Raw genomic sequence first — 23,702 nt, forward strand, 5'->3', positions numbered from 1 at the left:
TCACAATGAATCAGGGACACAATCGAAGCGGGCGCGTACGAATCGCGCAAGAGACGCTGCAAATCATAGAGCAGGGCTACTACGTGAACAAAGCGGGAGAAAAGAAGACCATAACGGAGGATCTCACTGCTGCCATCAGCCAGTCCGTCTTGTATCGTCCAAATGATTTGGCTGCAGAAACAGTACAACATCCATCTCATCAAACAACGGCAGCACAACTGCGTGCCAAGGTCGAGGTAACCTCGGAATCCAGCCTGGATGCAGCCAAGCGCCTCGTCGTCTCCGAGAAACGAGCAGATGCCATATGCTTGAATTTTGCTTCCGCCAAAAATCCGGGCGGAGGATTCCTAGGGGGAAGCCAGGCGCAAGAAGAGAGCTTGGCGCGTTCCTCCGGTCTGTATCCTTGCATCGTGCAAATGCAGGAAATGTACACCTATCATCGCCAATTGAAAACCTGCTTTTATTCCGATTACATGATTTATTCACCGCGGGTCCCTGTACTTCGCGACCAAAGCGATCAGCTTTTGCATGAGCCATACCTCTTGTCTTTTATTACGGCGCCTGCTGTGAATGCAGGGGTTGTTCGTGAGCGAGAGCCGGAAAATATCGCGAAGATTGGCCCTGTCATGAAGGAGCGCATCCGAAAAATTTTGCGGGCAGCAGTTATTCATAACCACCGGACGATCATTTTGGGAGCGTACGGCTGCGGAGTATTCCGCAACAAAGCGGAGGACGTAGCAGATTACTTTGCGTCTGTTTTGATCGAGGAGCAGTATGCACAGTTTTTTGACCACATCGTTTTTGCCATCTACGACAATTCTGCGCGCCAGGAAAACCTGCGAGCGTTCAAGGAGAGATTCGCATGAATGCGAAAAGCACCAGCTTGTTAGCAGACTGGAATTGGTTTGAAAAAATATGGCTCATCTCGTTTACACTGGTAACCCTCTATTTGTATTTCGCACTGGATGATACATTAATCGGCTTGATTGCCTCCTTAACAGGGATGTTGAGTGTCGTGCTTGTTGCCAAAGGAAAGACGTGGAGCTACTACCCGGGTATCATCAATGTAGTTTTGTACGCGTTCGTCGCTTATGGGCAAAAGTATTATGGGGAAGTCATGCTGAATCTTCTCTATTTTTTGCCGATGCAATTCATAGGACTCTACCTATGGCGCAAAAACCGCGTGTCCGAAGTGAAACAAAATGACGTTAAGATTACGGTTTTGTCCAACCGAGCACGTATCTGGTGGACGATCTTGAGCATCATCGCAACAGTTGCCTACGGGTTTGTATTGAAGCAAATGGGCGGGGCCTTGCCTTTTGTCGATTCCTTGACGGCTGTTCTCTCCGTCATCGCGATGCTCTTTATGGTGAAGCGCTTGGTCGAGCAGTGGGTGGTCTGGATCATCATTGATTTGTTCACGATCTACATGTGGCTGGTAGCATTTTTGAAGGACGGAAGCGATATCTCGATGCTTGTCATGTGGTCCGCTTATTTAGTGAATGCCATCTACGGATTGATGAACTGGGTTCGACAGTACCGCAAGCAAAGGGAGGAGCAGACATGGGGGGCGTAGGCTTCATTGGCGGCAAATTTTTGCCACTGCATCAGGGACATGTATACGCGATTACACAGGCGGCCTGCCGCTGCGACGAGCTGTACGTCATTCTCTCGCACAGCCCTACTCGCGACCGAAAACTGTGTGAGGAGGCAGGGATCAAGCCCATGCCCTATGAAGTACGGTTGAGATGGCTGTCCACGCTCGTTAAGGACATGGAAAATGTCCGTGTGCTTGCAGTCGAGGATCATGCGGATAGCGACGAGAGCTACGATTGGGAGGCGGGAGCAGCGGACATCCAGCGCAAGATCGGGAAAAAAATCGATCTGGTTTTCAGCTCCGAGTCCGCCTATGATCCGATTTTTCGCCGTTTATACCCGGAGGCAGCGCATATCATTCTCGATGAATCGCGTAGCCAAGTGCCGATATCCGCTACCCAAATTCGCAACGAAGGGGTCTACACCCATTGGCAGCACATCCCGACTGTTGTTCAGCCCTATTTCGTCAAAAAGGTAGTGGTCGTAGGAACAGAGAGCTGCGGGAAATCGACCTTGACCCGTTATCTTGCGAAAATCTACAACACCGTGTTTGTCGAGGAGTATGGACGCACAATCTGCGAAGAGGTTGGGGGCTGCGATACGATTTTGACACCGGAGTATTTCCCGCATATCGCGTATGGGCACAAAATGAAAGAGTACGAAGCGCTCCAGAAAGCCAACAAGCTCTTGTTCATCGATACCGAAGCGATTGTCACCCAATTTTACTCTGAGCTGTACACTGGGCAAACCTTCTCTGTTCTCGACCAGATTGCCGAAGAGCAAAAATATGATTTGTGGCTGTTCATGGAGCCAGATGTCGCATGGGTAGATGATGGACTGCGTGTGCACGGAGAAGAGCAAGTGCGCCTGCACAATCATGAAAAGCTGCGCCAGATGCTGGATGAGCGGGGAATTACGTACGTGACACTGCGAGGAAATTATGCCGAGAGACTGCAAGGAGCGATGCAGCATGTCGATCAACTGTTGAAGACGACTTCTCAACGAGCGGGAATTGGGCTAGACTAAAGTTATCAAACGATTCTGACAGTAGAAGGGAGCCGTGCTGCATGCAGTCGATCGCACAGCCGCTATCCCCCCTTAGCTTGAAGGAATGGGCTGTCGCCGTCAAAGCGCTTGGAGAAGGTGAGCAGATCATCACGATCCGCAAGGGTGGGTTATACGAAGAAACACGAGAATTCCGCTTGGAAAACAATCAATTTTATTTGTATCCGACCTATGAGCACCAGAAGCGCGACATGGTTAAGGCAGACTACCAACACCTGTTAGACGCGACCCTCGAAGGCTGGACAATGGACAAGAAGACCGTAACGATCGAATATTTTGCCGAAGTAACCGACGATGTTGAGTTGATGGACGAAGCCAAGCTGCGCGCGCTTTCGCCCTTCCACATCTGGACGGACAATTTCGCAGATGTGCGCTTGCATTGGAAGAAAAAACAGCCGCTGCACATTTTGTTCGTGCGGATGTATCGATTAGAGCAGCCGGTAGAAATCCCGATTGACGCTGCTTATCAAGGCTGCAAATCTTGGCATGATCTCTTAGTGGATATTCCGCGAGCTGGGTTTACCCCTGTGCTTTCCGACGAGGAGTTCGCAGCGAAAAAAGCTGCGATCATGAACATTCTGCAAAACTGACATTCTATTCCACTCTTGTCTGGAGGGTTCTCATGAAAGCGATCTTGGTAACGGAATTAGGCGGACCGGAGACGATGAAATATGCGGAAGTCGAGATGCCGATCATGTCACCTGCACAGGTGCTGATCCGCGTCGAGATGACCAGTGTCAATTTTGCCGATATCAAATCCAGATATGGAAAAAAGGGAGCAGCCAAGCTGCCGTTTATCCCGGGACTCGATGCAACTGGCGTGATCGAACAGGTGGGGGCAGAGGTGCAAAGCCTGAAGGTGGGACAACGAGTCATCGCATTTCCGGCCGACGGATCATACGCCGAGTATATCGTGGCGGATGAGAGCTTGACCTTTGCGCTGCCAGATCAAATTAGCACGGAAACAGCAGCCGCTTGCCCAGTCGTGTCATTTACTTCGTACCAGCTATTGGCGAAGGTAGCCCGTATTGCCAAAGGGGAAACCGTACTGATTCACGCTGCGGCAGGCGGAATCGGGACGACGGCGATTCAATTAGCCAAGCTGCTCGGAGCAGGTCGTGTCATCGGCACAGTCGGTAATGAAGCAAAGGCGGAAATTGCCTTGTCAGCCGGTGCCGATCATGTGATTTGCAATGATCGCGAAGATTTTGTGGAAAAGGTACGTGAGTTGACGGATGGTGCGGGAGCCGATGTTATTTTGGACTCGATTTCCGGAGCGGTGAGCGAGCGTAGTCTTGAGTGCCTCGCCTGGTACGGCCGACTCGTCCATTTTGGCAATGCCAGCGGCGAAATCGGTCAGATCAAAACAATCGATTTGCACGCAAGCTGCCGCTCTGTATTAGGCTTCAGCTTTGGTACGACACGCAAGCTGCGCCCACACTTGTTGCAGGATCCAGCCAAGCAAGTTTTGGACTATTTGGCGAATGGACAGCTGAACATCAAGATCGGCAAGCATTTTGCATTGGAAGAAGCAGCGAGCGCCCATGCGTGGGTAGAGAGCAGGGCGAGTACGGGAAAAGTACTGCTGGATGTGCGTTCGTAACGATTTGGAGCCCTTGCTGACTCACAAGCAAGGGTTTTCGCTTTATCATTTTGGAGAGGTGAATGCTATGCAGATAATTTCTACAAGCGAACTGGACAAAAACGTTATCACTGAATTTTTCATCACACACTGGGGAAGTCCGCAAATGGTCATCTCCAGTGGCGTCTTCCAATGCGATGCGCTGGATGGCTACGCAGTAAAGGGGGAAGATGGAGCAATCCAGGGATTTATTTCCTATGTAATCGAAGATCAGGAATGTGAAATCATTTCCTTGGACAGTGTGATTGAACACAAAGGAATCGGGACCGCACTTCTCAAGCAAGTAGAGCAGACCGCCAAAGAAAAAGGCTGCCACCGCATGAAGCTCGTCACCACCAACGATAACCTGCACGCCATGGGATTTTACCAAAAAAGAGGTTATCAGCTTCACGAGCTGTACATCAATGCTGTGGACAAAGCCCGCCAAATCAAACCGGAAATCCCCCTAATCGCAGCAAATGGCATCCCAATCCGCGATGAAATCCTTTTTATAAAAAAACTTATTTAAAAAAGCCCCGCAGAAGCAATAGCTGTCCGAAAAGCGAAGGCACATGTTTGGAAGGAGACCGCCCGAACGAAGAGAGGAAAAAGGCGACTGGAAAACATGTGCCTTCGCTTCCCTCCAACAACCGCAGATTGACAACCTCCGGTTTTAAAAAGTTTGCCCCCACACAATTGTTGACATTCGTAACTGTACGAATTATTATTACAGTACTCTTCGCAAGGAGGCCGTCTGTGACGTGAATAGTGAATTTACCATTGCTGTTCACAGCTTGGCTTTGTTGGCTCATATCCCAGAGCATATGGCAAGCAGTGAGCTCATCGCAAAAAATGTATGTACGAATCCTGCCAGAATTCGCAAAATCATGAGCATTCTGCGTAAGAACGGGTTTGTGAAGACCAAAGAGGGAATTGGCGGCGGTTATATCCTCGCGTGCGATCCGAATGAGGTCACCTTGGCTGAGATATATCGTTCGATTTCGAATGGTACACTGAAGCCGCACTGGTGTTCGGGAGATCCGCAAGAAGCGTGTCAGGTTTCTGCGAATATGCACGGAGTCATGGATCAGATTTTTACCGAAGCAGAGATGTACTTCACGAAGTATTTGGAACAAATTACGATCCAGACTGTATTAGATAAAGTCCGTCATGGATGTCAGGAGAATTCGCGACAGTAACCATACAAATTTTTAACATGGAAACTGTAATGATTTCCGTTACAATTAGGAGGTGCACGAAAATGAATCGAGATGAGTTATTGGAAGTCGGTGAATGGGTATTGGGCAAGACCAAATTCGGCGAGTTAGTTCAAGGCTTCGTCGAAACAGATGATTCATTGCGAGGTACCGCGAAAGTTTATGTGGTTCAATGCGACAACGAAGAGACGATCGGCAAGCTGGTGGTGATTCCGAGACAGTGGATGGAACGCATTCCAGTAGGCTCTTTTGATGATGAAGAGCATATGCATGATTTGATCGACCTCGCTCTCGCAACCAAAGATAGAGAGTGGTTTATGGACCTGACTGCTAAGGCAAGCACCATGAAACAGACGTCAGGGAAAGAAGCCCGCAAAACAAGAAGCTCTTCCATTCGCAATCGCTTGGGAACTTCTGCTATTTGGGAGCAATAATTTTTCACAATACAGGAGGAGTACGGAGTATGTCTAACGTGAATCAGAACAGTTGGTTTGAAAAGGGAATGAGCTTTGCTGCGTACAAAGAAAGCATGAACGTCAACAAAGAAGAGCTGTCTCGCGTGTACGATCAGCTCACATTTACGGAAGAGGATCTGGCTGTCTGGAAGGAGCTCTCCCAGCGCAATTGGAAAGGGGTCGTTCTAACCGCAGACTGGTGTGGGGATGCTTCCTTGTGCGTTCCTGTCATTCAGCGAATTGCTGAGGAAAGCAACATTGAATTGCGCTTTCTCATCCGTGACGAAAATTTGGAGCTGATGGATCAATACCTGACCAATGGCACAGCACGTGCAATCCCGATCTTTATTTTCCTCGACCAGGAGGGTTACGAGGCAAGAGTGTGGGGACCGCGTTCTCCAGAAGTACAGGAAATGATTACGACTGCCCGTGCAGGCTTGCCGGCTGCAGACGCTCCAGATTTTGAGGAAAAGCAAAAGGAGTTGTACCGCAACTTCAAGCAAAAGATATCTACAGACCCTGCTATTTGGCGCACAGTGATCGAGAGTGTGAAAGCGAAGCTGCAAGGCTAAAGAGAAAAATCTATAGGATAGGAATGGATAAATGAATATGAATACACAAGAGAATAGTCAGCGACCGATTCTCTTCCTGATGATCAACATGTTTATCGCCATGCTGGGAATTGGCTTGATTATTCCGATTTTGCCCGAATTTCTCAAAGAGTTCGGCGCGGGTGGGGAGACGGCTGGATACTTGGTGGCGGCCTTTGGTGTAACACAATTTCTTTTTTCTCCAATTGCAGGGGAATGGTCGGATAAGTACGGTCGAAAAATCATGATTGTAATGGGACTCGTCCTGTTTACGGTCTCCAACCTGGTCTTTGCCTTGGCTGAACAGACCTGGGTGCTCTACCTTTCTCGTCTGATCGGGGGGATTGGGGCAGCAGCGATGATTCCGTCCATGCTGGCGTATGTAGCGGATATCACAACAGAGGATAAACGTGGAAAAGGACTGGGGATGCTCGGAGCTGCCATGTCGCTCGGTTTTGTTATCGGGCCTGGTATTGGCGGATTTTTGGCAGAGCTTGGCTTGCGTATGCCGTTCTACATTTCCGCGGCAGTTGGTGCGGTAGCCACACTCGGTTCCATCTTCTTCTTGTCAGAATCCCTTCCTAAGGAAAAACAGCTTGTGGCACGAAACGCCAAAGACAAACAGGAAAACATCTTCGTACAACTCGGCAAGTCGTTTCAATCGTCGTACTTCATCATGCTGGTGCTGGTCTTTACGATGACGTTTGGCTTGGCGAACTTCGAAGTTATCTTCCCGCTGTTCGTCGACGCGAAATTCGCTTATACTCCGCGCGATATTTCCATCATTATCACAGTGGGTGCTCTTGCCGGTACGATTGTGCAGGCAGCGCTGATCGGCAAGCTCATTACTCGTTTTGGCGAGAAGAAGCTCATTAACTGGACGTTCTTCTTGTCTGCTGTATCGATGGTGATGATGCTATTGTCCGGTAACTTCTGGTATATGCTGATTTTGACGGTTATCTTCTTTACCCTGACGTCGATTATGCGTCCAGCAATCAACACGCTGATCTCCAAGCGAGCGGGGGATGAGCAGGGCTTCGTAGCAGGAATGAACAATGCCTACATGAGTCTAGGAAATATTTTTGGCCCAGCAGTGGCAGGTACGCTGTACGGGGTTCATTTGAATGCACCGTATTTGTTCGGCGCGATTATCCTGGTTCTCAGCTTGTTCTTGTCGCAGGTGGAAAGCCGTCGCAGCGTGAAACGGGCAGTGGCCTAAGAAGTTTTGTAAATGGAAAAGAGCAGCCAAAGTGTGGAAACGCTTTGTGTTGCTCTTTTTTGCGTTATAGGAAAAACGGCCTACATCTTTTATAATTTGTTTAAATTGGAATGATTTAGCATAATGTAGGGTGGAGCAAGAGGAGGGGGAAGCTTTTTGAAGAAATGGGCATCGTTTATTGTGTTTCTTATGCTAGTGATGACGGGCTGTACGGACTCTGATCCTGCGCAAAAAGACACTTCTGCGACACAACAAACCGCAAACCTACAGGAGCAGACGAAAACGCCTGATCAGACAACTTCAGATACATCCACACAAACGCAGGCTAGAGAGCCATTGCCGCCTGTCAAGCGCGAGTTGACGGCATTTGAGCTCGCATTGGCAAACCAGGTGGTAGGGACCTATGCTGGCGGGAATTACGATGAAGAGAAGGTCAAAAAAGAATTGGATAAGCTCCCAGCTACACTCACATCGGAGCAATATCTCGAGGAGCTGCTGAAATTACTCGGAGAGGATTATCGCCCGTTTGTTCTTACGTTTGCGAATTTTGATTCCAGTGTAGACGTTCACTTGCAGCGTCCGACAGAGGAGATTACCTTGCCGGAAACGCAAAAAACGCATTTTGCCTTGCTGATTGATGCGAGTGGCAGCATGAAAGGAAAAGTCGGCAAAAAAACGAAGATGGAGGCAGCGAGAGAGGCAATTGACCAATTCGCGTCTGTCCTTCCCAAAAACGCGACGATTTCTTTACGAGTATATGGGCATAAAGGAAGCGGCAGTGACCAAGACAAAGCGTTATCATGCGCAAGTACAGAGACCTTTTATTCGGAGACGGGCTATCAGAAGGAATCGTTTCAACAAGCATTGGGCAAAGTACAGCCAGCAGGCTGGACACCGATTGCAAAAGCGCTGCAAGCCGTGCAAGAAGATATTCCAGCCGGGACAAACGAAACATTCGTGTACGTGGTGAGCGACGGGATCGAAACATGCGGAGGAAATCCCGTAGAAGCAGCCAAAGCACTGAACAAGTCGAGCATAAAGACCGTAGTGAACATTATCGGATTTGACGTTGATAACGAAGGGCAGCGTATGCTCAAGCAAGTGGCGGATGCGGGAGCGGGGACATACATAACCGTGCAGGATGAAGAGGCCTTGAAAAAGCACCTTCAGGGCGAATACGACAAGCTCAAGCAGGCTTGGTACGCGTGGAAGGAAAATGCCAAAGAAGACGCACTCAGTCAAAAAGAAGCGAAGAAAAAACTCGCGGAAGACACCAAGGAAAAAGTAAAAGCGTTGGTGGAGGAAGAAAAACAAAGATTGCTGGATGCCAGGGAATATTTGAAAAAGAGATTTAACGGAAAAGGCGGAATTATGGATACCGATAGCGCCATTATCGACCGGAAGCAGGAAATATGGCGATATGCGGTGGATACAGGCAATGGGCTTTGGAGAGATTCCGTTGACAATGGCAATCAGGAGTGGCGTGAAGTTATTGAGGAAGGACAACAAGGGGTTCGAGACGCAAACGCTAAAAAACCTTGAGGGAAAGTCGCTTCCTTGACATTTTCTTGAAACCAGTGTAAAAAGAGTATACGAATCGAACACCAACAAATTCATTGACGAGAAAGAGTAAGCTAATCCCCTTGTTCCCCAGAGAGTTGGACCTAGTGCTGAAAGCCAACGTTCAAGACTTAGCCGAAAATCCTCTCCGAGAAGGAAAGCTGAAGCATTTGGAGTAAGCTGACCCGGAATCCCACCGTTACGAGGGACGCGTATGATGGTACGTAGTAGAGGTGCCGAATTGACATGCTTGCATGAAGATTTCGGAACAAGGGTGGTATCGCGAGATCAAATCTCGTCCCTTAGGGGGCGGGATTTTTTTGCGTTCTATGAACCTACACTTCTACGCAAACTACAGAAGAAGGAGTGTACATGATGAGGAAAGTAGACGTAAAAGAAAAAGCAAGGACACGAGAGTTGCGCGTCCTGAATCAGTGGAGGGAAGACGACACATTTCGCAAGTCGATGGACAATCGGCTGGGAAAGCCTAATTTCGTCTTTTATGAAGGACCTCCGACCGCCAACGGACAGCCGCATATCGGTCACGTGCTCGGACGGGTCATCAAGGATTTTATCGGACGCTACAAAACGATGTCTGGCTACCGTGTCGTCCGCAAAGCAGGCTGGGATACACATGGTCTCCCGGTAGAGCTTGGGGTCGAAAAGCGACTTGGCATTTCCGGCAAGCAGGAAATCGAAAACTACGGGGTGGCCAAGTTCGTCGAGGAGTGCAAAAACAGCGTCTTCGAGTACGAAAAACAATGGCGCGAGCTGACGGAAGGCATCGCGTACTGGACAGATATGGAGCATCCGTACGTCACCTTGACCAACGACTACATCGAAAGCGTCTGGCACATCCTTTCTGACATTCATAAAAAAGAACTGCTGTACAAAGGGCATCGTGTCAGTCCGTATTGCCCGGATTGCCAGACGACACTCAGCTCCCATGAAGTGGCGCAAGGCTATGAAGACGTGAAGGACTTGAGCGCAACGGTCAAATTCAAAAGCAAGACAAGCGATGACATCTTCCTCGCGTGGACGACGACGCCATGGACACTTCCAGCCAACGTGGCTTTGGCTGTTAACAAAGAGCTCGATTACGTGCGGGTGAAGCACAAGGATGAAGTGTACGTCGTAGCAAAAAATCTCGCGGAGAAAGTCTTCCAGGAAGACTACGAGGTTTTGTCCACACACAAAGGCGCAGAATGGGTCGGCACCCCGTATGAGCCGCCTTTTGGCTATCTCAAGGTAAACCAAGGGCATATCGTCGTCGATGCGGACTATGTCAGTGATACGAGCGGAACAGGCATCGTGCATACTGCTCCAGCGCACGGGGAGGATGACTATCGCACGACTCGCCAGCATGGGCTTGATTTCGTGAACGTCGTGAATTTGGCTGGCCGCTATACCGATCAAATCTCGGATTTCGCGGGTCGCTTCGTCAAGGATTGCGACGTTGATATCGTCAAAGACTTGTCTCATCGCGGTCTGTTGTTTTCTAAGGAGCGCTATGAGCATAGCTATCCGTTCTGCTGGCGCTGCAAATCGCCACTGCTGTACTACGCGATGGAGAGCTGGTTCATCAAAACGACAGCGATCAAGGATCAGCTAATCGAAAACAACAGCAAGATCGATTGGTACCCGGGACACTTGCGCGAAGGGCGCTTCGGGAAATTCCTTGAAGAGCTTGTAGACTGGAATATTAGCCGCAATCGGTATTGGGGGACACCGCTCAATCTATGGCTTTGTCAGGAGTGTGGCAGCGAATATGCGCCAGGCAGTGTAAAAGAGTTGCGCGAGAAATCCGTGGCGCCACTTGACGAAAAGCTGGAGCTGCACAAGCCGTTTGTGGATGAGGTGAAGCTGCGTTGCTCGTGCGGCGGTACAATGGAGCGAACTCCTGAGGTCATTGATGTGTGGTTCGACAGCGGTTCGATGCCGTTTGCGCAGTACCATCATCCATTCGGCGACGAAAAGGTATTTCAGGAGCAGTACCCTGCCGACATCATTTCAGAAGGAATCGATCAGACACGGGGTTGGTTCTTCAGCTTGTTGGCAGTTTCTACTTTGTATAACGGAAAAGCGCCTTACAAGGCGGTCATCTCTACCGGTCACGTTTTGGATGAACACGGTCAGAAAATGTCCAAAAGCAAAGGAAACGGGATCGATCCATGGGAGGTAATCGAGGAGTTCGGTGCAGATGCATTCCGGTGGGCGCTTTTGTCTGACAGTGCGCCGTGGAGCAGCAAGCGGTTCTCCAAGCGGATCGTCGCCGAGGCGAAGTACAAAGTGATCGATACGATCAACAATACGCATGCTTTTTATTCGCTATACGCCTTGATTGATTCATTCAAGCCAGAAGTGCATCCGCTGCAACAACCTGTGAACGAATTGGATCGTTGGATACTTTCCCGCTTGAATACCACCTTGCAGCACGTAGTAAAAGGTCTGGAAACCTACGATTTCATGAATCCGGCTGGACATATTGAAGCGTTCGTAGACGAGCTCAGCAACTGGTACATCCGTCGTTCCCGGGACCGCTTCTGGAGCAGCGGGATGACGCCTGACAAAGTATCTGCTTACCAGACCCTGCGGGAAGTGTTGCTGACGCTGGCGAAGATGATTGCACCATACGCGCCGCTGATCGCAGAAGATATGTATGGCAATCTGGGGGGCGAAGGCAGTGTTCATTTGACTGACTATCCGAAGGTGAACACAGAAGCAATCGACGAAACCCTTGAGCGGGACATGGAAACGGCTCGACAAATCGTGGAGCTGGCGCGAAATGTTCGCAACGAAACTGGATTCAAGACAAGACAGCCTCTGTCCGAGCTGATCGTATCGATGGAGCAGCCATTTAACCTCGAGCGATTTGCTGGCATTATCCAAGACGAGATCAATGTCAAAAACATTCGGGTAGAGCAAAGCGACAGCAGCTTCGTGACGTATCATTTCAAGCTCAACCTGAAGGTAGCTGGGAAAAAATACGGCAAGCTCGTTGGGCCAATCCAAGGGTACCTAAAAGAATTGAACGCAGCCGATGCACAGAAGGCAGTAGACAATGGCTACTTGAATGTGGAGGTCGCAGGCGAGAGTGTGCGGCTTACGCTAGATGAGCTGCTTGTGGAAAAGCAAGGGAAGCAAGGCTTCGCTTCTGCATCCGGCTATCAGCTCCACGTGGCTTTGAATACGACACTGACAGAAGAGCTTGAGCAAGAAGGCTTGGTTCGTGAGGTCATCCGTGTCATACAGGATGCACGCAAAAAGCTGGATTTGCCCATCGATAAACGTGTCCAGCTCACACTGGATGTGGACGATGAGCTGCGAGCAGCATTGGAGCGTTTTGATCATGTTTTGCGTGAAAGTGTACTCGTTTCGGATGTGACTTTTGCGAAAGCAGCAGATATGGAGACGGTCTCGTTCGGAGATAAAGCATTTGGTTTGCACATCAGATAACGAAGCAGATGGATAAAGAAACAGCTAGGCAACATGGTTTTTACGCCGGTTCCCTAGCTGTTTTGTATTAATTATTCTGGGTCAAACCAAACATCCGCATAATCGCCCGCAACCAAAAATCTCCAGCCAACAGGTAATCCAAGCAAGTGCCATTTGACACCCCAGCAATATGTATACTATAATTTCCTCCAGAATGAAAATTCATTCCGCACGAGAGGAGTCATGAACTTGTCTGAAACCAAGCGCGAATTAATCTTGGATGCAGCGCTCGTTTTGTTTGTAGATCGCGGTTTTGATGGGACGACCGTTCCGATGATCTCCGAAAAGGCAGGGGTCGGTGCCGGTACCATCTATCGTTATTTCGAAAACAAAGAGGCGCTCGTCAATACGCTGTTTCAAGAATGTGTGGGGGAGCTGCTTGAGACAATCAATGATGGTTATCCTCACACATCTGATGACTTACGTGAGCAATTTGGGCATATTGCGAAGCAGGTGATTCGCTACGCCAAAAAGAATTTGAACGCCTTGCTGTTTCTGGATTCCCATACAAATGGTCACTACCTAGACGAAGCCAGCCGCGAAGCGTACATGAGGCTGCGAACATTTTTATGTGAGTTCATTGAACGGGGACAAAAGAATAAGGTCATCCGTCCATTGCCTGCGGATGCATTGATTGCGCTTATGGACGGGGCATTCATCGCATTGAACAAGTGCATCAAGGCTGGCGAGATCGAAGAAACCCCGGAATTGCTTGCTGGTGTAGAGGAAGCTTGCTGGGATGCGATCAGAATTCATTAATTCTGATCCTTCTTTTGAAGAAAACGGAATGAATATTCATTCCGGAATACTTTCTATAAAGCAATAGGAGTGAGGCCTACATGACTAAGACGGGAAGAAAAGTGATGGGGATGTTGCTGATCATCTCCCTTGCAGTGATTGGGACGGCTTGCAATCAGATGAAGCCGTCAACGGAAAGCGAAGTCCAAGCCGAGGCCAAAATTGTGGAAGCGGAGCCGGTCGAGCTGAAAAGCTTCCAATCGACCAGTGAACTGTCAGGGACACTTGCCCCTATCGAAGAGACGACTGTTTCTTTTGAAGTTGCCGGGGAAATCAAGTCGTTGCCGTACAAAGAAGGAGATGCTGTCAAAAAGGGAGAAGTGCTTGCCCGCCTCAATGCTACAGACTACTCTCTCCAGCTGGCATTGGCAAACGCTGAGATGCATGGTGCGAGCGCCGAGCTTTCCAAAGTAAAAAACGGAGCGCGGGAACAAGAAGTTCAGCAAGCGAAAGTAGCGGTCGAAGCGAAGAAAATCTCTCGGGATCAAGCACAGAAAGACTATCAGCGCATGGAACAGCTCTATAAAAATGGGGCTATCTCCGAAACCGAATTTGAAAGTGCCAAAAATGCCTTTGAACTAGCAGATAAAGATTATGCAGAAGCGCAAGAGACGTATTCGCTAGTGATAGAAGGCGCTCGAACTGAGGATATCAGCGCGACAAATGCCAGCTACCAAGGAGCGATGGTCACCCGTGACCAGGCTGCAGCTACTTTGGCAAAAACGGAAGTGAAAGCACCTATTCAAGGAACGGTGCTAGCGAAAATGGCTGATGTTGGACAGCTCGCAAGTCCAGGGGCTCCTGTCTATCGAATCGGCAACATCCAACAGTTGAAAACAGTCTTGCCTGTACCGGACAAGGATATCTCAGCGTGGAAGGTGGGGGATGAGGTCGAGATTCGTTTGTATGAAGACAAACGAATCGGAAAGGTTACGACGGTTTATCCGGCGACGAACGAGCAGACGGGCACGATTAGCGTGGAAGTCGTCATTGATAACGCCAAAAAAGATTGGTTTGCAGGGCAAGTCATCAGCGCAAAGCGAACCTTCTCCCAAAAGAAAGGCATTTTTGTCCCTGCCAAAACCGTTTTTAGCCGTGGTTCTGAGCCTTATGTTTTTTTGCTAGCGGATGGAAAAGCGATTAAGACAACTGTCACGATTGGTCAATATGTTGACAATCATTTGGAAATTACTGCTGGCTTGCAAGCAGGAGACATGTTGATTACGAAAGGTGCTGATCGTTTGCTTGGCGGGGACTCTGTCACCGTGAAAGGAGGCAATCAGCCATGATCGAGTTTTTCATCAACAAGCGCAAAATCACCCTCGTTTTCTTTTCGATGCTCGTGCTGATTGGTATGTTCATCTCGGTTACGCTTCCGAAGCAAGAGCAGCCAGACATTATCGTCAGCATGGCTACCATCACCACCGTTTATCCGGGAGCGACTCCTGAAAAGGTGGAGCAGACAGTCACGAAGAAGCTGGAAGAAAAAATCAACGAGGTGCAAGGAATCAAATCCATTAGTTCGGAGTCTCGATCAGGTGTATCTATTATCAACGTTCGAACAGAGAATAGCGTTGAACCGAAAACGGTGTTTGAAGATGTACGGAAAAAGGTAAAGGATGCCGAGGCCGATTTACCCGATGAAGCAGAGCAGCCCATCATCAATGATGACATGAGCCGGACCTTCATCCAGACCTTTCAAATCACAGCCAACTCTTTTGAAGAAATCCTCCAATTGCGCGATATGCTTGACCTGTGGAAGGATCAGCTTCGAACCGTGCCAGGCGTATCCGATGTTTCGATCCAAGGATTGCCGGAGCAGGAGGTAAAGGTTGCGGTCGATCCCCAGAAGCTGCAACAATACGGCATCTCCTGGGCGCAAGTCATCCATGCTGTCCAAACGAAAAACGAAACAACACCCTTGGGTGATGTCAATATCGATACAAGAAAATATCAGCTCACATTACCGGTCAGCTATGAAGTAGCGACATTTGAAAAGGTAGTCGTGACACGTACGCAGGAGGGAATGCCCGTCTATTTGAAGGATATTGCCGCCATTTCCGACAGTACAAAACGGGTGGAGTATCGAACCTATTACAACGGGAAGCCTGCTGCGACGATTAGCATCAATGCTGAGCTGGGAAGCGATGTTCCAGCTGTGCAAAAAGCGGTCGATACGAAGCTTGCCGCGTTGGAAAAGAGTCTCCCAGCGTGGGCAAAAAAAGAGCCCGTGTTTTTGCAAGTGGATCGAATCGACAGTATTTTTTCCGAATTGTATCTGGAAATGATCATTGCGATCGTCGCGGTACTTTTCATTTGCATCCTTGGATTGAATGTGACGACATCCTTGATGGTTGCATTGGCGATCCCGATCTCTTTGGCGGCTGGCATGGTTGTCCTGCCCTTCTTTGGCATTACGCTCAATCAAATGACCGTTTTCGGGCTTATCATTGTTCTCGGGATTTTGGTAGACGACGCAGTGGTGGTAAATGACAACATCGAGCGCAGATTATCTGTTTTGGGCGAAGATCCGTACACGGCTGCTATAGCCGGGACGAAGGAAGTGGCCATCTCCATTGTCACTGCTACTCTTGCTACTATCTCTGCGTTTGGGCCGATCATGTTTCTGCCTGGTGATGCCGGTCAGTTTATTTTTCCGGTACCGCTCATTATCATTTTTACGATGGCGGCCTCGATGTTCATGTCGCTTACGATCATTCCGATTTACCGGGAATGGAACGAGCGAAGGAACAAGAAAGGGAGCAAAGCAGAGACGGACTACCGTAAGCCAGCGGGTTTATTAGGAAAACAAATCGATGCATTGACGAATTGGTATGGAGATCGTGTTCTGAAAGCCATGTTGAAAAATCCGCTGAAAACAGGAGTGAGCGGAGTACTGATTGCCACTGCCATTTACGGACTTGTTGCGGTTGTTCCTGTTCAGCTTTTTCCTGATGATGACAGGCCACAAATGGTTGTGAATATAACGACCCCGATTGGCGGCAATTTACAGGAAACGGATCGAATTGCCCTGGGTGTTTCCGAATGGATCACGAAACAGTCACACATTCAAAAGGTTTCGTCTTTCGTAGGTGGCAATGCGCCACAGATGATGCCCTCAGCACCGCCGGTTGGTACAGGTGAACATGTAGCGCAATTGATCGTTACTTTTGACAATCACAAAATGGATGCGCGCAAGGTGGTGGCGCCGTGGACGGAGCAATTTAAGCGGATGTATCCAGAAGCGAACATCATTCCGTACAGTGTGAAGGCGGGGATGTATTCCGGAAGCCCGGTTGGAATTCGGGTGTATGGAGATGATCTGCAACAGCTGTACGCGATCTCTGAGCAAATCAAGCAGCTCATCATGGAGTCAAAAGGAACGTACAACATCAACGACACCCTCGGAAATGAACAGTACTCCCTTCAATTCCATGTGAACCAAGAAAAGATGGACAAGGAGCTGATCAACGAGTCGGATTTGACTAGAACGTTGCGTTTGATCAGCCAAGGCATTCCGATGGGGCAATTTGACAATGGGAAAAACTTGATCGATATTACGCTGTTAGCCGATCAGTCGGGAATGACGACAGAGCAAGTCTTCGCGCAACTTACGGTTCCGAATGCGGGTGGGCAGCTCATCCCGGTTTCACAAATTGCAGAAATGAAGCCGGATTTATCGATGCAGAGTATTCCTCGTTACAATATGTCCCGTAGTGTCACGATCACGAGTGATGTCCGAGATCGGACGGCTGCAGACGTGATGAGTGAAATAACAGCGAAAATGGAGAAATTGGAATTGCCAGACGGGTATGGCTGGAATGTAACAGGTGAAACAGAGGAGGAATCGGAAGTTTTGCTCGATCTGGGTATGCTTGCGATTGTGGCGGTCTTTCTCATCTTTTTGCTGATCGTGCTGCAGTTTAATTCGTTGTCTATTCCTGTCTTGGTCATGAGTACAGTCTACCTCGCCATCGCGGGCAGCTTGATCGGGCTAATTATCACTTCCACACCGATCGGATTCATGACAGTAGCAGGCTTTATCGCATTGGCGGGTATCGTCGTTCGCAACGGAATTGTACTCATCGAGTTCATTGAGGAAGCGAGGCATCAAGGCGTCTCTCTGAACGATGCAGTCATCAGGGCGGGGAAAGCAAGGTTGCGCCCGATTTTGCTGACGACCTTTGCCGCAGTAGCTGGTCTGTCACCGATGGCGATTACGGGAAGCGTGCTGTTTCAGCCGCTCGCCATTACGATCATTTCTGGCTTGCTGTTCTCGATGTTACTCACGTTGATTGTCGTTCCCTCTCTCTATACAGTCATAGCCATCCAGAAGGAGAAAAAGCGGGTAAAAAAGGAAGCGCAGAAGCAGCTGACAATCTAAGCTTTTCAGAAGGAATGTTCAGATCAATGGAGAAAGGGGTAGAGGCACGAAGACGAACAATTCACCAGGAAGAGAGGAAATGCAGATGGACCAAGTGAAATGGAACGTTGGGGTGATTGGCGCAGGCGTCATGGGCGAGCGCATGATGAACGCTATCCGTACCCACGAAAAATTTCGAGTAGCCGCAGTGAGTGATGTTTCTGCGGAAAGAGCACAGGAAGCCGCGCATAAGTCCGGCGATGTGCCTTGGTACACAGATTACAAGGAATTGTTGAAAAAGGTAGAGCTGGACGTCATCTATTTGGCGGTTCCTCCCAAGTTCCATCACGCGATTGCCCTAGATGTACTGGCGCACAAAAAGCATTTGCTCTGCGAAAAGCCATTGGCTAATTCGTTGACAGAAGCGGTAGAAATGTTGGAGGCAGCAAATGACGCAGGGGTTGTCCATGCGATGAACTTCCCGCTCTACTATCAAGGTATTTTTCCTGAGCTCTCCCGTAGACTCGAAGAAATCGGAGATGTTCGCCGTATCGATATTGTGACGCATTTTCACCAGTGGCCGCGTCCATGGCAGCAAACACCTTGGCTGGCTGGTCGTGAGCAAGGCGGTTTCATCCGTGAAGTGCTCCCACATTTCACTCATCTGACTTACGCGCTCTTCGGGGACCTGCATGTAGTCCGCACAGAGGTAGACTATCCAGCAGATCCTGCGCTATGCGAGACTGGTGTATCGGCCTTCCTGCGTCTGACAGATGGTACCCCGGTTACAATCAATGGCTTGGCGGGTATCGCGCATCAGGAGCATTTGGATTATCGTGTGTACGGGTCAAAAGGGACGCTGAGTGTCGTGAACTGGAGCAATCTGTTTGTGGGTGGACACGGTGAAGCGCTCGTTCCGGCTGAAGTTCCACAGCAAGACCGTCTTTCCCTGTTATTGGATGAGCTGTCCATTGCGATGAACGGTGGGGATGCCAGACTGGTTACGTTTGAAACAGGAGTGAAAGTACAGCAGGTGCTGGAAGCATTGCTCGGACATGAAAAAGTACACTACATCAAATAGAAATGAGTCCACGAAAAAAGAGCAGGCAGGCAGGGGTAGCACATCCTGCAAGACTGCTCTTTTCTTTTTGCTAGGGCTTGTATGTCTGTAAAAGCTGCTCAATATGCTTGATAGCAAAATGGACATGCTTGTTATCGTGTGTGAGTCTGCTGGCCATGATGGCTCCTTCAATGGAAGAGAAGATAAACGAAGCGACGGCTTCTGTGTCCATGTCAGAACGAAATTCTCCCTGGACGATTCCTTCTTCCAGCAATCCCTGCATGAACGAAATGGTCTCTTGGTAAGCGGCGACAGCATAATCGCGAAGAACAGGGAACGAATGGTCACTTTCGATGGCTGTGTTGAGAAGCGGGCAGCCACCTTGGAGCGGGGGATTGTTTACCGCATCAGAATACACCTTTGCCATGGCTACGATTTTTGAAGTGGCCGTGTCCTGTTTTTCCAGCGCAGCCGCAAAATGTTCTTGTAACACTTCACCCGCATATTTGAAGGCCTCTATTGCAATTTCATCTTTGCTGGCAAAACCTCTGTAGAGGGCACCTTTAGTAAGTCCCGTGGCATCCATGATGTCTTGCATGGAGGTTCCTGTATATCCGTTTTGATTAAACAGCTCTGCTGACTTCTGGATAATATGCAGCTTTGTTTTTTCGCCTTTTCGCATTGCGATAGTCCTTTCATTCGGCCAACACGGTCTTTATTCGTCCAAGTTATTGTAACATTTCTCTCGTGTACGAAAGAAGGCAATCATGTAAAATCAAAAAGAGACCGAACCGTTCGGTCTCGAAAATCGAACAAAGGGTTGTGTGGCAGGATGAACCGTATCAAACCGTATTCGATTGTCATTTTCGTCGCTTGTATAGCGATCACGTATGCACTCGTGCAAAACTTTATCATCGATCCAGAAGCAAAAGGCTTTCTCAATCACAAATCTGATTACAACAAGGAGCGAATGAACACATCGATCTGGCTTACGGTCATGTATGTCCATTTGTTTTTCGCCCTGATTGCCCTGGTCTGTGGGGTGGCTAACTTTTCGGACAAGCTGCTCGCTGAGAACCGGAAACTACATAAAGTAACAGGCTATGTTTATCTTTTTAGTGTGTTGGTTGTAGTAGTCACATCGGGATATATGGCTCCTTATGTAACGGGCGGAAAAGTGGCGAGTTGGCCCTTCCACCTGTTGAATATCATATGGCCGGCCATCACCATTACGGCGCTCGTCAAAATTAGAAAGCGTCAAGTCATGAAGCATAAGGAATGGATGGTCCGGAGTTTCGTCTTCTTGTTCACCAACATGCTGATTCATTTCGTGAAGCTGATCGTAGAGAAGGCAGCAGGATTGCCGTATGAGCTCAGCTACACAATCGGTGTATATGCCGCCATGATTGGACTTGTCGTGACGGCAGAGATGATCATTCGTACGAAATTGCGAGCACCGAAAAAAGCATGAGAGAGACGCAGCGCTTCTTAAAAAAGCTTCGCATCAACCAACACCATTGGTTCAGATGTGAAGCTTTTTTAGAGGGGAAGCCGATGCTCCTTTCCTATTGCTGCAAGGCTTTACTTTGCATCAAAAAGTCGATAAACGTACGCATAATCCCGTGAACAGGTGTATCCTTGAGGTAAATCAGCTCGAAGTTCCGGTTGATTTGCGGCAGATTCAGGACGTCTACTTCCTGCAGCTCGCCTTCGTCCAAGTCTTTGGAGATGGCAAACCGAGGCAAAAAGGCGATGCCCAGTCGTTGTTTGACCATCCGTTTCACGACCTCGATATTGTCAGCCTCCATGACGACATTGTTTTGTAGCTGAAAATGGCTGAACGCGTTGTTGATCAGCTTCCAGTCGAGCGAGCCCCGATTGAACAAGATCAGTCGTTCACGTGCGACTTCTTCAATGGAAACCTGATGGCGATATCCAAACGGATGGTCGGGATAAATCGCTAAGACCATGTCATCTGGCATCAGCTGAATCCGGTTAATCTGTGGATGGGTAACAGCACGAGCAATTCCGAATGACACTTCGTGGTTCAGAACCATATCGAGCACCTGATGGGAATGTCCGGTTAGGATCGTCAGCTTGATTTTGGGGTACAGCTGCTGGAATTGCTGAACGAGGTCAGGCAAAATGTAAAAGGCAGAGACAAAAACGGTGGAGATGGTCAATTCTCCCTCTACATCGCCTTGTGATCGCTGAATCGCTTGCTGTCCCTCTTGCAGCATGTGCATGATGTTTTTTGCATAGGGAAGGAACAGATCGCCTTCCTTTGTAAGAGAAATCGTATGACCCGTACGTTGAAACAGCTTACAGCCCATAGTCGTCTCGAGTGCCTTGATCCGCATGCTGACCGTGGGCTGTGACAGATAGAGCAAATCAGCCGTTTTGCTGAAGCTCCCGGTCAGGGCGACAAAGATGAATGCTTCCATTTGCTCCATATTCATGAGTAGTCGCTCCATTATGTGAATTTTTAAAGTGGTCTATTGCAATTTTTAATTGGAATCGCTTATTAAATTACATTAACTTAAAATTAGCAGAATAGGTAGAGTTCTCAAAAGAAAATAGCCCAAGGGATGGATGAAAATGGCCAAGATGCCGATTATCGATTTGCACTGTGATGCACTTCTGAAAATTTGGGAGAAAAATGGGGCTCTGTCCTTTGCGGATGCGGACGAGCTGGACGTCAACAAGAAACGGCTACACGATGGCGGGGTAAAGCTGCAGTGCTATGCGATCTGGACATCACCTGAATTGTCCACGGAGCAACGTTTTCAAAAAGCTTTGGATCAAATTCATTACTTTTATACAGAGGTTCTCGGGAAGCATCCAGAAATGAAACAAATCCGGGATTGGAGCGATCTCGACCGTTTGCAAGAGGGAGAGATCGGAGCATTGCTGACGCTGGAGGGTGTAGAGCCAATCGGCAACGATTTGAAGAAGCTGCACATTTTTTATCAGTTAGGGGTTCGCTCTGTGGGTCTTACCTGGAACTTCGCGAATCTCGCTGCGGATGGTGCGCTGGAACCGAGGAATGCCGGACTGACGACCTTTGGCAAGGAAATCATTCAGTTCCACAATGAGCATAAAATGTTGACGGACGTCTCGCATCTAGGGGAGGGCAGCTTTTGGGATACGATGGAGCTCGCCACTTACCCAATCGCGAGTCATTCCAATGCACGTGCAATCTGCGACCATCCACGCAATCTGACGGATGAACAGGCAAAAGCGTTATTTGCCAAAGGCGCGAATGTACATGTCGTCTACTGCACCCAGTTTATCAATGAAACGACACCAACCACGATAAATGATCTGCTCAAGCATATCGATCATTTTTGTTCACTCGGTGGCGTTCGTCATATCGGGCTCGGCTCCGACTTCGACGGCATTACCGCAAAGGTCGTAGGCTTGGAGCATGCGGGGCAGAGCCAAAACCTGATTAACGAGCTGCTCAAGCATTATAAGGAAGAAGAAGTGCGCGGGTTTGCCTATGAGAACTTTCTGCGCAATCGTCCCGTGTAAGCGATCGGCATAGATTCACGAAAGGAATGGAATGTATGACGAAAAAAATTAGGCAGCTCGGTGCGACAATCGGGAGGCTGCCGGTCGGTGAGAAAAATGATATTACGGATGTGGCCGGAGTCCGAGTGGGCCATGTGACGATTCAACATGAGCTGGACAACGACGATTATGCATGCACCGGTGTGACAGCCATTTTGCCCCATGGCGGCAGCTTGTTTCGCGAAAAGGTAACCGCAGCCAGCTATGTGATCAATGGCTTCGGCAAAACGACGGGACTCGTGCAAGTAAATGAGCTGGGGGTATTGGAATCGCCGATCATGCTCACCAATACGTTTTCCGTTCCAGCGGTTACACAAGGGACTCTGCAATACATGCTGGATACGAACGAAGAGATCGGGGACACGACTGGGACGATCAACATAGTCGTGGGCGAATGCAATGATGGTTATCTCAATTCCATTCGCCGCTGTGTCGTGCGCCCGGAAGATGCTAGAGAAGCGATTCAGAACGCAACGGACCAGGCTGTAGAAGAAGGAGCTGTCGGGGCAGGGACGGGGATGGTTGCCTTTGGCTATAAAGGTGGTATCGGCTCGTCTTCTCGCATCGTTGTGATTGAGGGGCAGGCCTATACATTGGGAGCTTTGGTACTCAGCAACTTTGGCAACAAGAATGATTTCCTGGGAGCAAATCTGTTCACAAGCTGCAAAAGCAACGAAAACGCAGTAGAGAAGTCCGAGGATGGCTCCATCATTATCGTACTGGCGACAGATGCGCCGCTCAGTGATCGACAACTGCTTCGGGTAGCAAAGCGCGCAGGAATCGGCTTGGGACGAACGGGGAGCCATTTTGGGCACGGGAGCGGCGACATCGTTATCGCTTTTTCTACAGCGCAAAAAATCCCCCATCAGACAACAGCCATTGCGGAAACGCGCGTGCAGCTACGCGAGGATCACCCGATCATGAACGAGCTGTTTGCTGCTGCGGCAGAAGCGACAGAGGAAGCGATCTACCATTCTCTTGCGCAAGCAGTCACGACTACAGGAAGAAAAGGACGAATCGTTCATGCGTATCCCATTGAGGGCATAGGAGAGTAGTAACATAACCCTACAACTGGTGACATACCTTGGGT

The 23,702-nt window shown here is 49.1% G+C and carries 21 protein-coding genes and 1 other annotated feature; of the genes, 19 read left to right on the forward strand and 2 right to left on the reverse strand.

Annotated features, from left to right (window positions below; genetic code table 11):
* The first annotated feature begins 5 nt into the window (after positions 1 to 5).
* The 16 genes from C7R94_RS01745 (at position 6) to C7R94_RS01820 (ending at position 19,060) form a co-directional block, all read left to right on the forward strand.
* Entirely contained in the window at positions 6 to 866 is an 861-nt protein-coding gene (locus C7R94_RS01745; protein WP_106778206.1) for a TIGR02452 family protein, read from the forward strand.
* Positions 863 to 1,576 carry a nicotinamide riboside transporter PnuC gene (pnuC, locus tag C7R94_RS01750; RefSeq protein WP_106778207.1) on the forward strand — a complete coding sequence of 238 codons (714 nt, stop codon included), beginning with the start codon at positions 863 to 865 and terminating at the stop codon, positions 1,574 to 1,576. The genes C7R94_RS01745 and pnuC overlap by 4 nt, the downstream gene beginning before the upstream one ends.
* A complete protein-coding gene (gene nadR / locus C7R94_RS01755; protein ID WP_106778208.1) occupies positions 1,564 to 2,622 on the forward strand; it encodes a multifunctional transcriptional regulator/nicotinamide-nucleotide adenylyltransferase/ribosylnicotinamide kinase NadR in 1,059 nt (352 codons plus the stop codon). The genes pnuC and nadR overlap by 13 nt, the downstream gene beginning before the upstream one ends.
* Before the next feature lie 41 nt (positions 2,623 to 2,663).
* Positions 2,664 to 3,251, forward strand: a complete 588-nt coding sequence (locus tag C7R94_RS01760) for a DUF1802 family protein (RefSeq protein ID WP_106778209.1) — start codon at positions 2,664 to 2,666, stop codon at positions 3,249 to 3,251.
* A gap of 32 nt (positions 3,252 to 3,283) precedes the next feature.
* Positions 3,284 to 4,264 carry a quinone oxidoreductase family protein gene (locus C7R94_RS01765; protein ID WP_106778210.1) on the forward strand — a complete coding sequence of 327 codons (981 nt, stop codon included), beginning with the start codon at positions 3,284 to 3,286 and terminating at the stop codon, positions 4,262 to 4,264.
* 67 nt (positions 4,265 to 4,331) lie between these two features.
* On the forward strand, positions 4,332 to 4,811 hold the full coding sequence (locus C7R94_RS01770; RefSeq protein WP_106778262.1) for a GNAT family N-acetyltransferase: 480 nt from the start codon (positions 4,332 to 4,334) through the stop codon (positions 4,809 to 4,811).
* A gap of 232 nt (positions 4,812 to 5,043) precedes the next feature.
* Entirely contained in the window at positions 5,044 to 5,481 is a 438-nt protein-coding gene (locus tag C7R94_RS01775; protein ID WP_106778211.1) for an RrF2 family transcriptional regulator, read from the forward strand.
* Between the two features lie 62 nt (positions 5,482 to 5,543).
* Positions 5,544 to 5,933 carry an IDEAL domain-containing protein gene (locus tag C7R94_RS01780; protein WP_106778212.1) on the forward strand — a complete coding sequence of 130 codons (390 nt, stop codon included), beginning with the start codon at positions 5,544 to 5,546 and terminating at the stop codon, positions 5,931 to 5,933.
* A 29-nt stretch (positions 5,934 to 5,962) separates the two neighbouring features.
* Positions 5,963 to 6,526 (forward strand): thioredoxin family protein, encoded by a 564-nt coding sequence (locus C7R94_RS01785; protein ID WP_106778213.1) that lies wholly within the window; start codon positions 5,963 to 5,965, stop codon positions 6,524 to 6,526.
* Positions 6,527 to 6,557: 31 nt separating this feature from the next.
* Positions 6,558 to 7,763, forward strand: a complete 1,206-nt coding sequence (locus C7R94_RS01790; RefSeq protein WP_106778214.1) for an MFS transporter — start codon at positions 6,558 to 6,560, stop codon at positions 7,761 to 7,763.
* A gap of 156 nt (positions 7,764 to 7,919) precedes the next feature.
* Positions 7,920 to 9,305: a VWA domain-containing protein gene (locus C7R94_RS01795; RefSeq protein WP_233220447.1), complete on the forward strand. Its 1,386-nt coding sequence runs from the start codon at positions 7,920 to 7,922 to the stop codon at positions 9,303 to 9,305.
* 65 nt (positions 9,306 to 9,370) lie between these two features.
* Positions 9,371 to 9,629, forward strand: a binding site (T-box leader).
* Positions 9,630 to 9,698: 69 nt separating this feature from the next.
* Positions 9,699 to 12,779 (forward strand): isoleucine--tRNA ligase, encoded by a 3,081-nt coding sequence (gene ileS, locus C7R94_RS01800; protein WP_106778215.1) that lies wholly within the window; start codon positions 9,699 to 9,701, stop codon positions 12,777 to 12,779.
* A gap of 222 nt (positions 12,780 to 13,001) precedes the next feature.
* On the forward strand, positions 13,002 to 13,577 hold the full coding sequence (locus tag C7R94_RS01805; protein WP_327934790.1) for a TetR/AcrR family transcriptional regulator: 576 nt from the start codon (positions 13,002 to 13,004) through the stop codon (positions 13,575 to 13,577).
* An 80-nt stretch (positions 13,578 to 13,657) separates the two neighbouring features.
* Positions 13,658 to 14,905, forward strand: a complete 1,248-nt coding sequence (locus tag C7R94_RS01810) for an efflux RND transporter periplasmic adaptor subunit (RefSeq protein WP_106778217.1) — start codon at positions 13,658 to 13,660, stop codon at positions 14,903 to 14,905.
* Positions 14,902 to 18,000 (forward strand): efflux RND transporter permease subunit, encoded by a 3,099-nt coding sequence (locus C7R94_RS01815; RefSeq protein WP_106778218.1) that lies wholly within the window; start codon positions 14,902 to 14,904, stop codon positions 17,998 to 18,000. Before C7R94_RS01810 ends, C7R94_RS01815 begins: the two co-directional genes overlap by 4 nt.
* A gap of 85 nt (positions 18,001 to 18,085) precedes the next feature.
* Positions 18,086 to 19,060: a Gfo/Idh/MocA family protein gene (locus C7R94_RS01820; RefSeq protein ID WP_106778264.1), complete on the forward strand. Its 975-nt coding sequence runs from the start codon at positions 18,086 to 18,088 to the stop codon at positions 19,058 to 19,060.
* A 70-nt stretch (positions 19,061 to 19,130) separates the two neighbouring features.
* Here C7R94_RS01820 and C7R94_RS01825 read toward each other — a convergent pair whose 3' ends face one another.
* Positions 19,131 to 19,721 (reverse strand): TetR/AcrR family transcriptional regulator, encoded by a 591-nt coding sequence (locus C7R94_RS01825; RefSeq protein WP_106778219.1) that lies wholly within the window; start codon positions 19,719 to 19,721, stop codon positions 19,131 to 19,133.
* A 150-nt stretch (positions 19,722 to 19,871) separates the two neighbouring features.
* Here C7R94_RS01825 and C7R94_RS01830 point away from each other — a divergent pair, with 150 nt between their 5' ends.
* The gene (locus tag C7R94_RS01830) at positions 19,872 to 20,510 is read left to right on the forward strand and encodes a DUF2306 domain-containing protein (protein WP_106778220.1); all 639 of its coding nucleotides are present in this window, start codon (positions 19,872 to 19,874) and stop codon (positions 20,508 to 20,510) included.
* Between the two features lie 94 nt (positions 20,511 to 20,604).
* On the opposite strand, the gene C7R94_RS01835 is transcribed toward C7R94_RS01830, so the two are convergent.
* Positions 20,605 to 21,498 (reverse strand): LysR family transcriptional regulator, encoded by an 894-nt coding sequence (locus tag C7R94_RS01835; protein WP_106778221.1) that lies wholly within the window; start codon positions 21,496 to 21,498, stop codon positions 20,605 to 20,607.
* Positions 21,499 to 21,637: 139 nt separating this feature from the next.
* On the opposite strand from C7R94_RS01835, the gene C7R94_RS01840 reads away from it, so the two are divergent.
* Both C7R94_RS01840 and C7R94_RS01845 read left to right on the forward strand, forming a co-directional pair.
* Complete coding sequence (locus C7R94_RS01840; RefSeq protein WP_106778222.1) at positions 21,638 to 22,573, forward strand: dipeptidase; 936 nt, start codon at positions 21,638 to 21,640, stop codon at positions 22,571 to 22,573.
* A 35-nt stretch (positions 22,574 to 22,608) separates the two neighbouring features.
* Positions 22,609 to 23,667 (forward strand): DmpA family aminopeptidase, encoded by a 1,059-nt coding sequence (locus tag C7R94_RS01845; protein ID WP_106778223.1) that lies wholly within the window; start codon positions 22,609 to 22,611, stop codon positions 23,665 to 23,667.
* Positions 23,668 to 23,702: the final 35 nt, after the last annotated feature.

It is taken from the genome of Brevibacillus sp. NRRL NRS-603 (assembly GCF_003013445.1).
In the GTDB taxonomy this organism is placed as follows: Bacteria; Bacillota; Bacilli; order Brevibacillales; family Brevibacillaceae; genus Brevibacillus; species Brevibacillus formosus.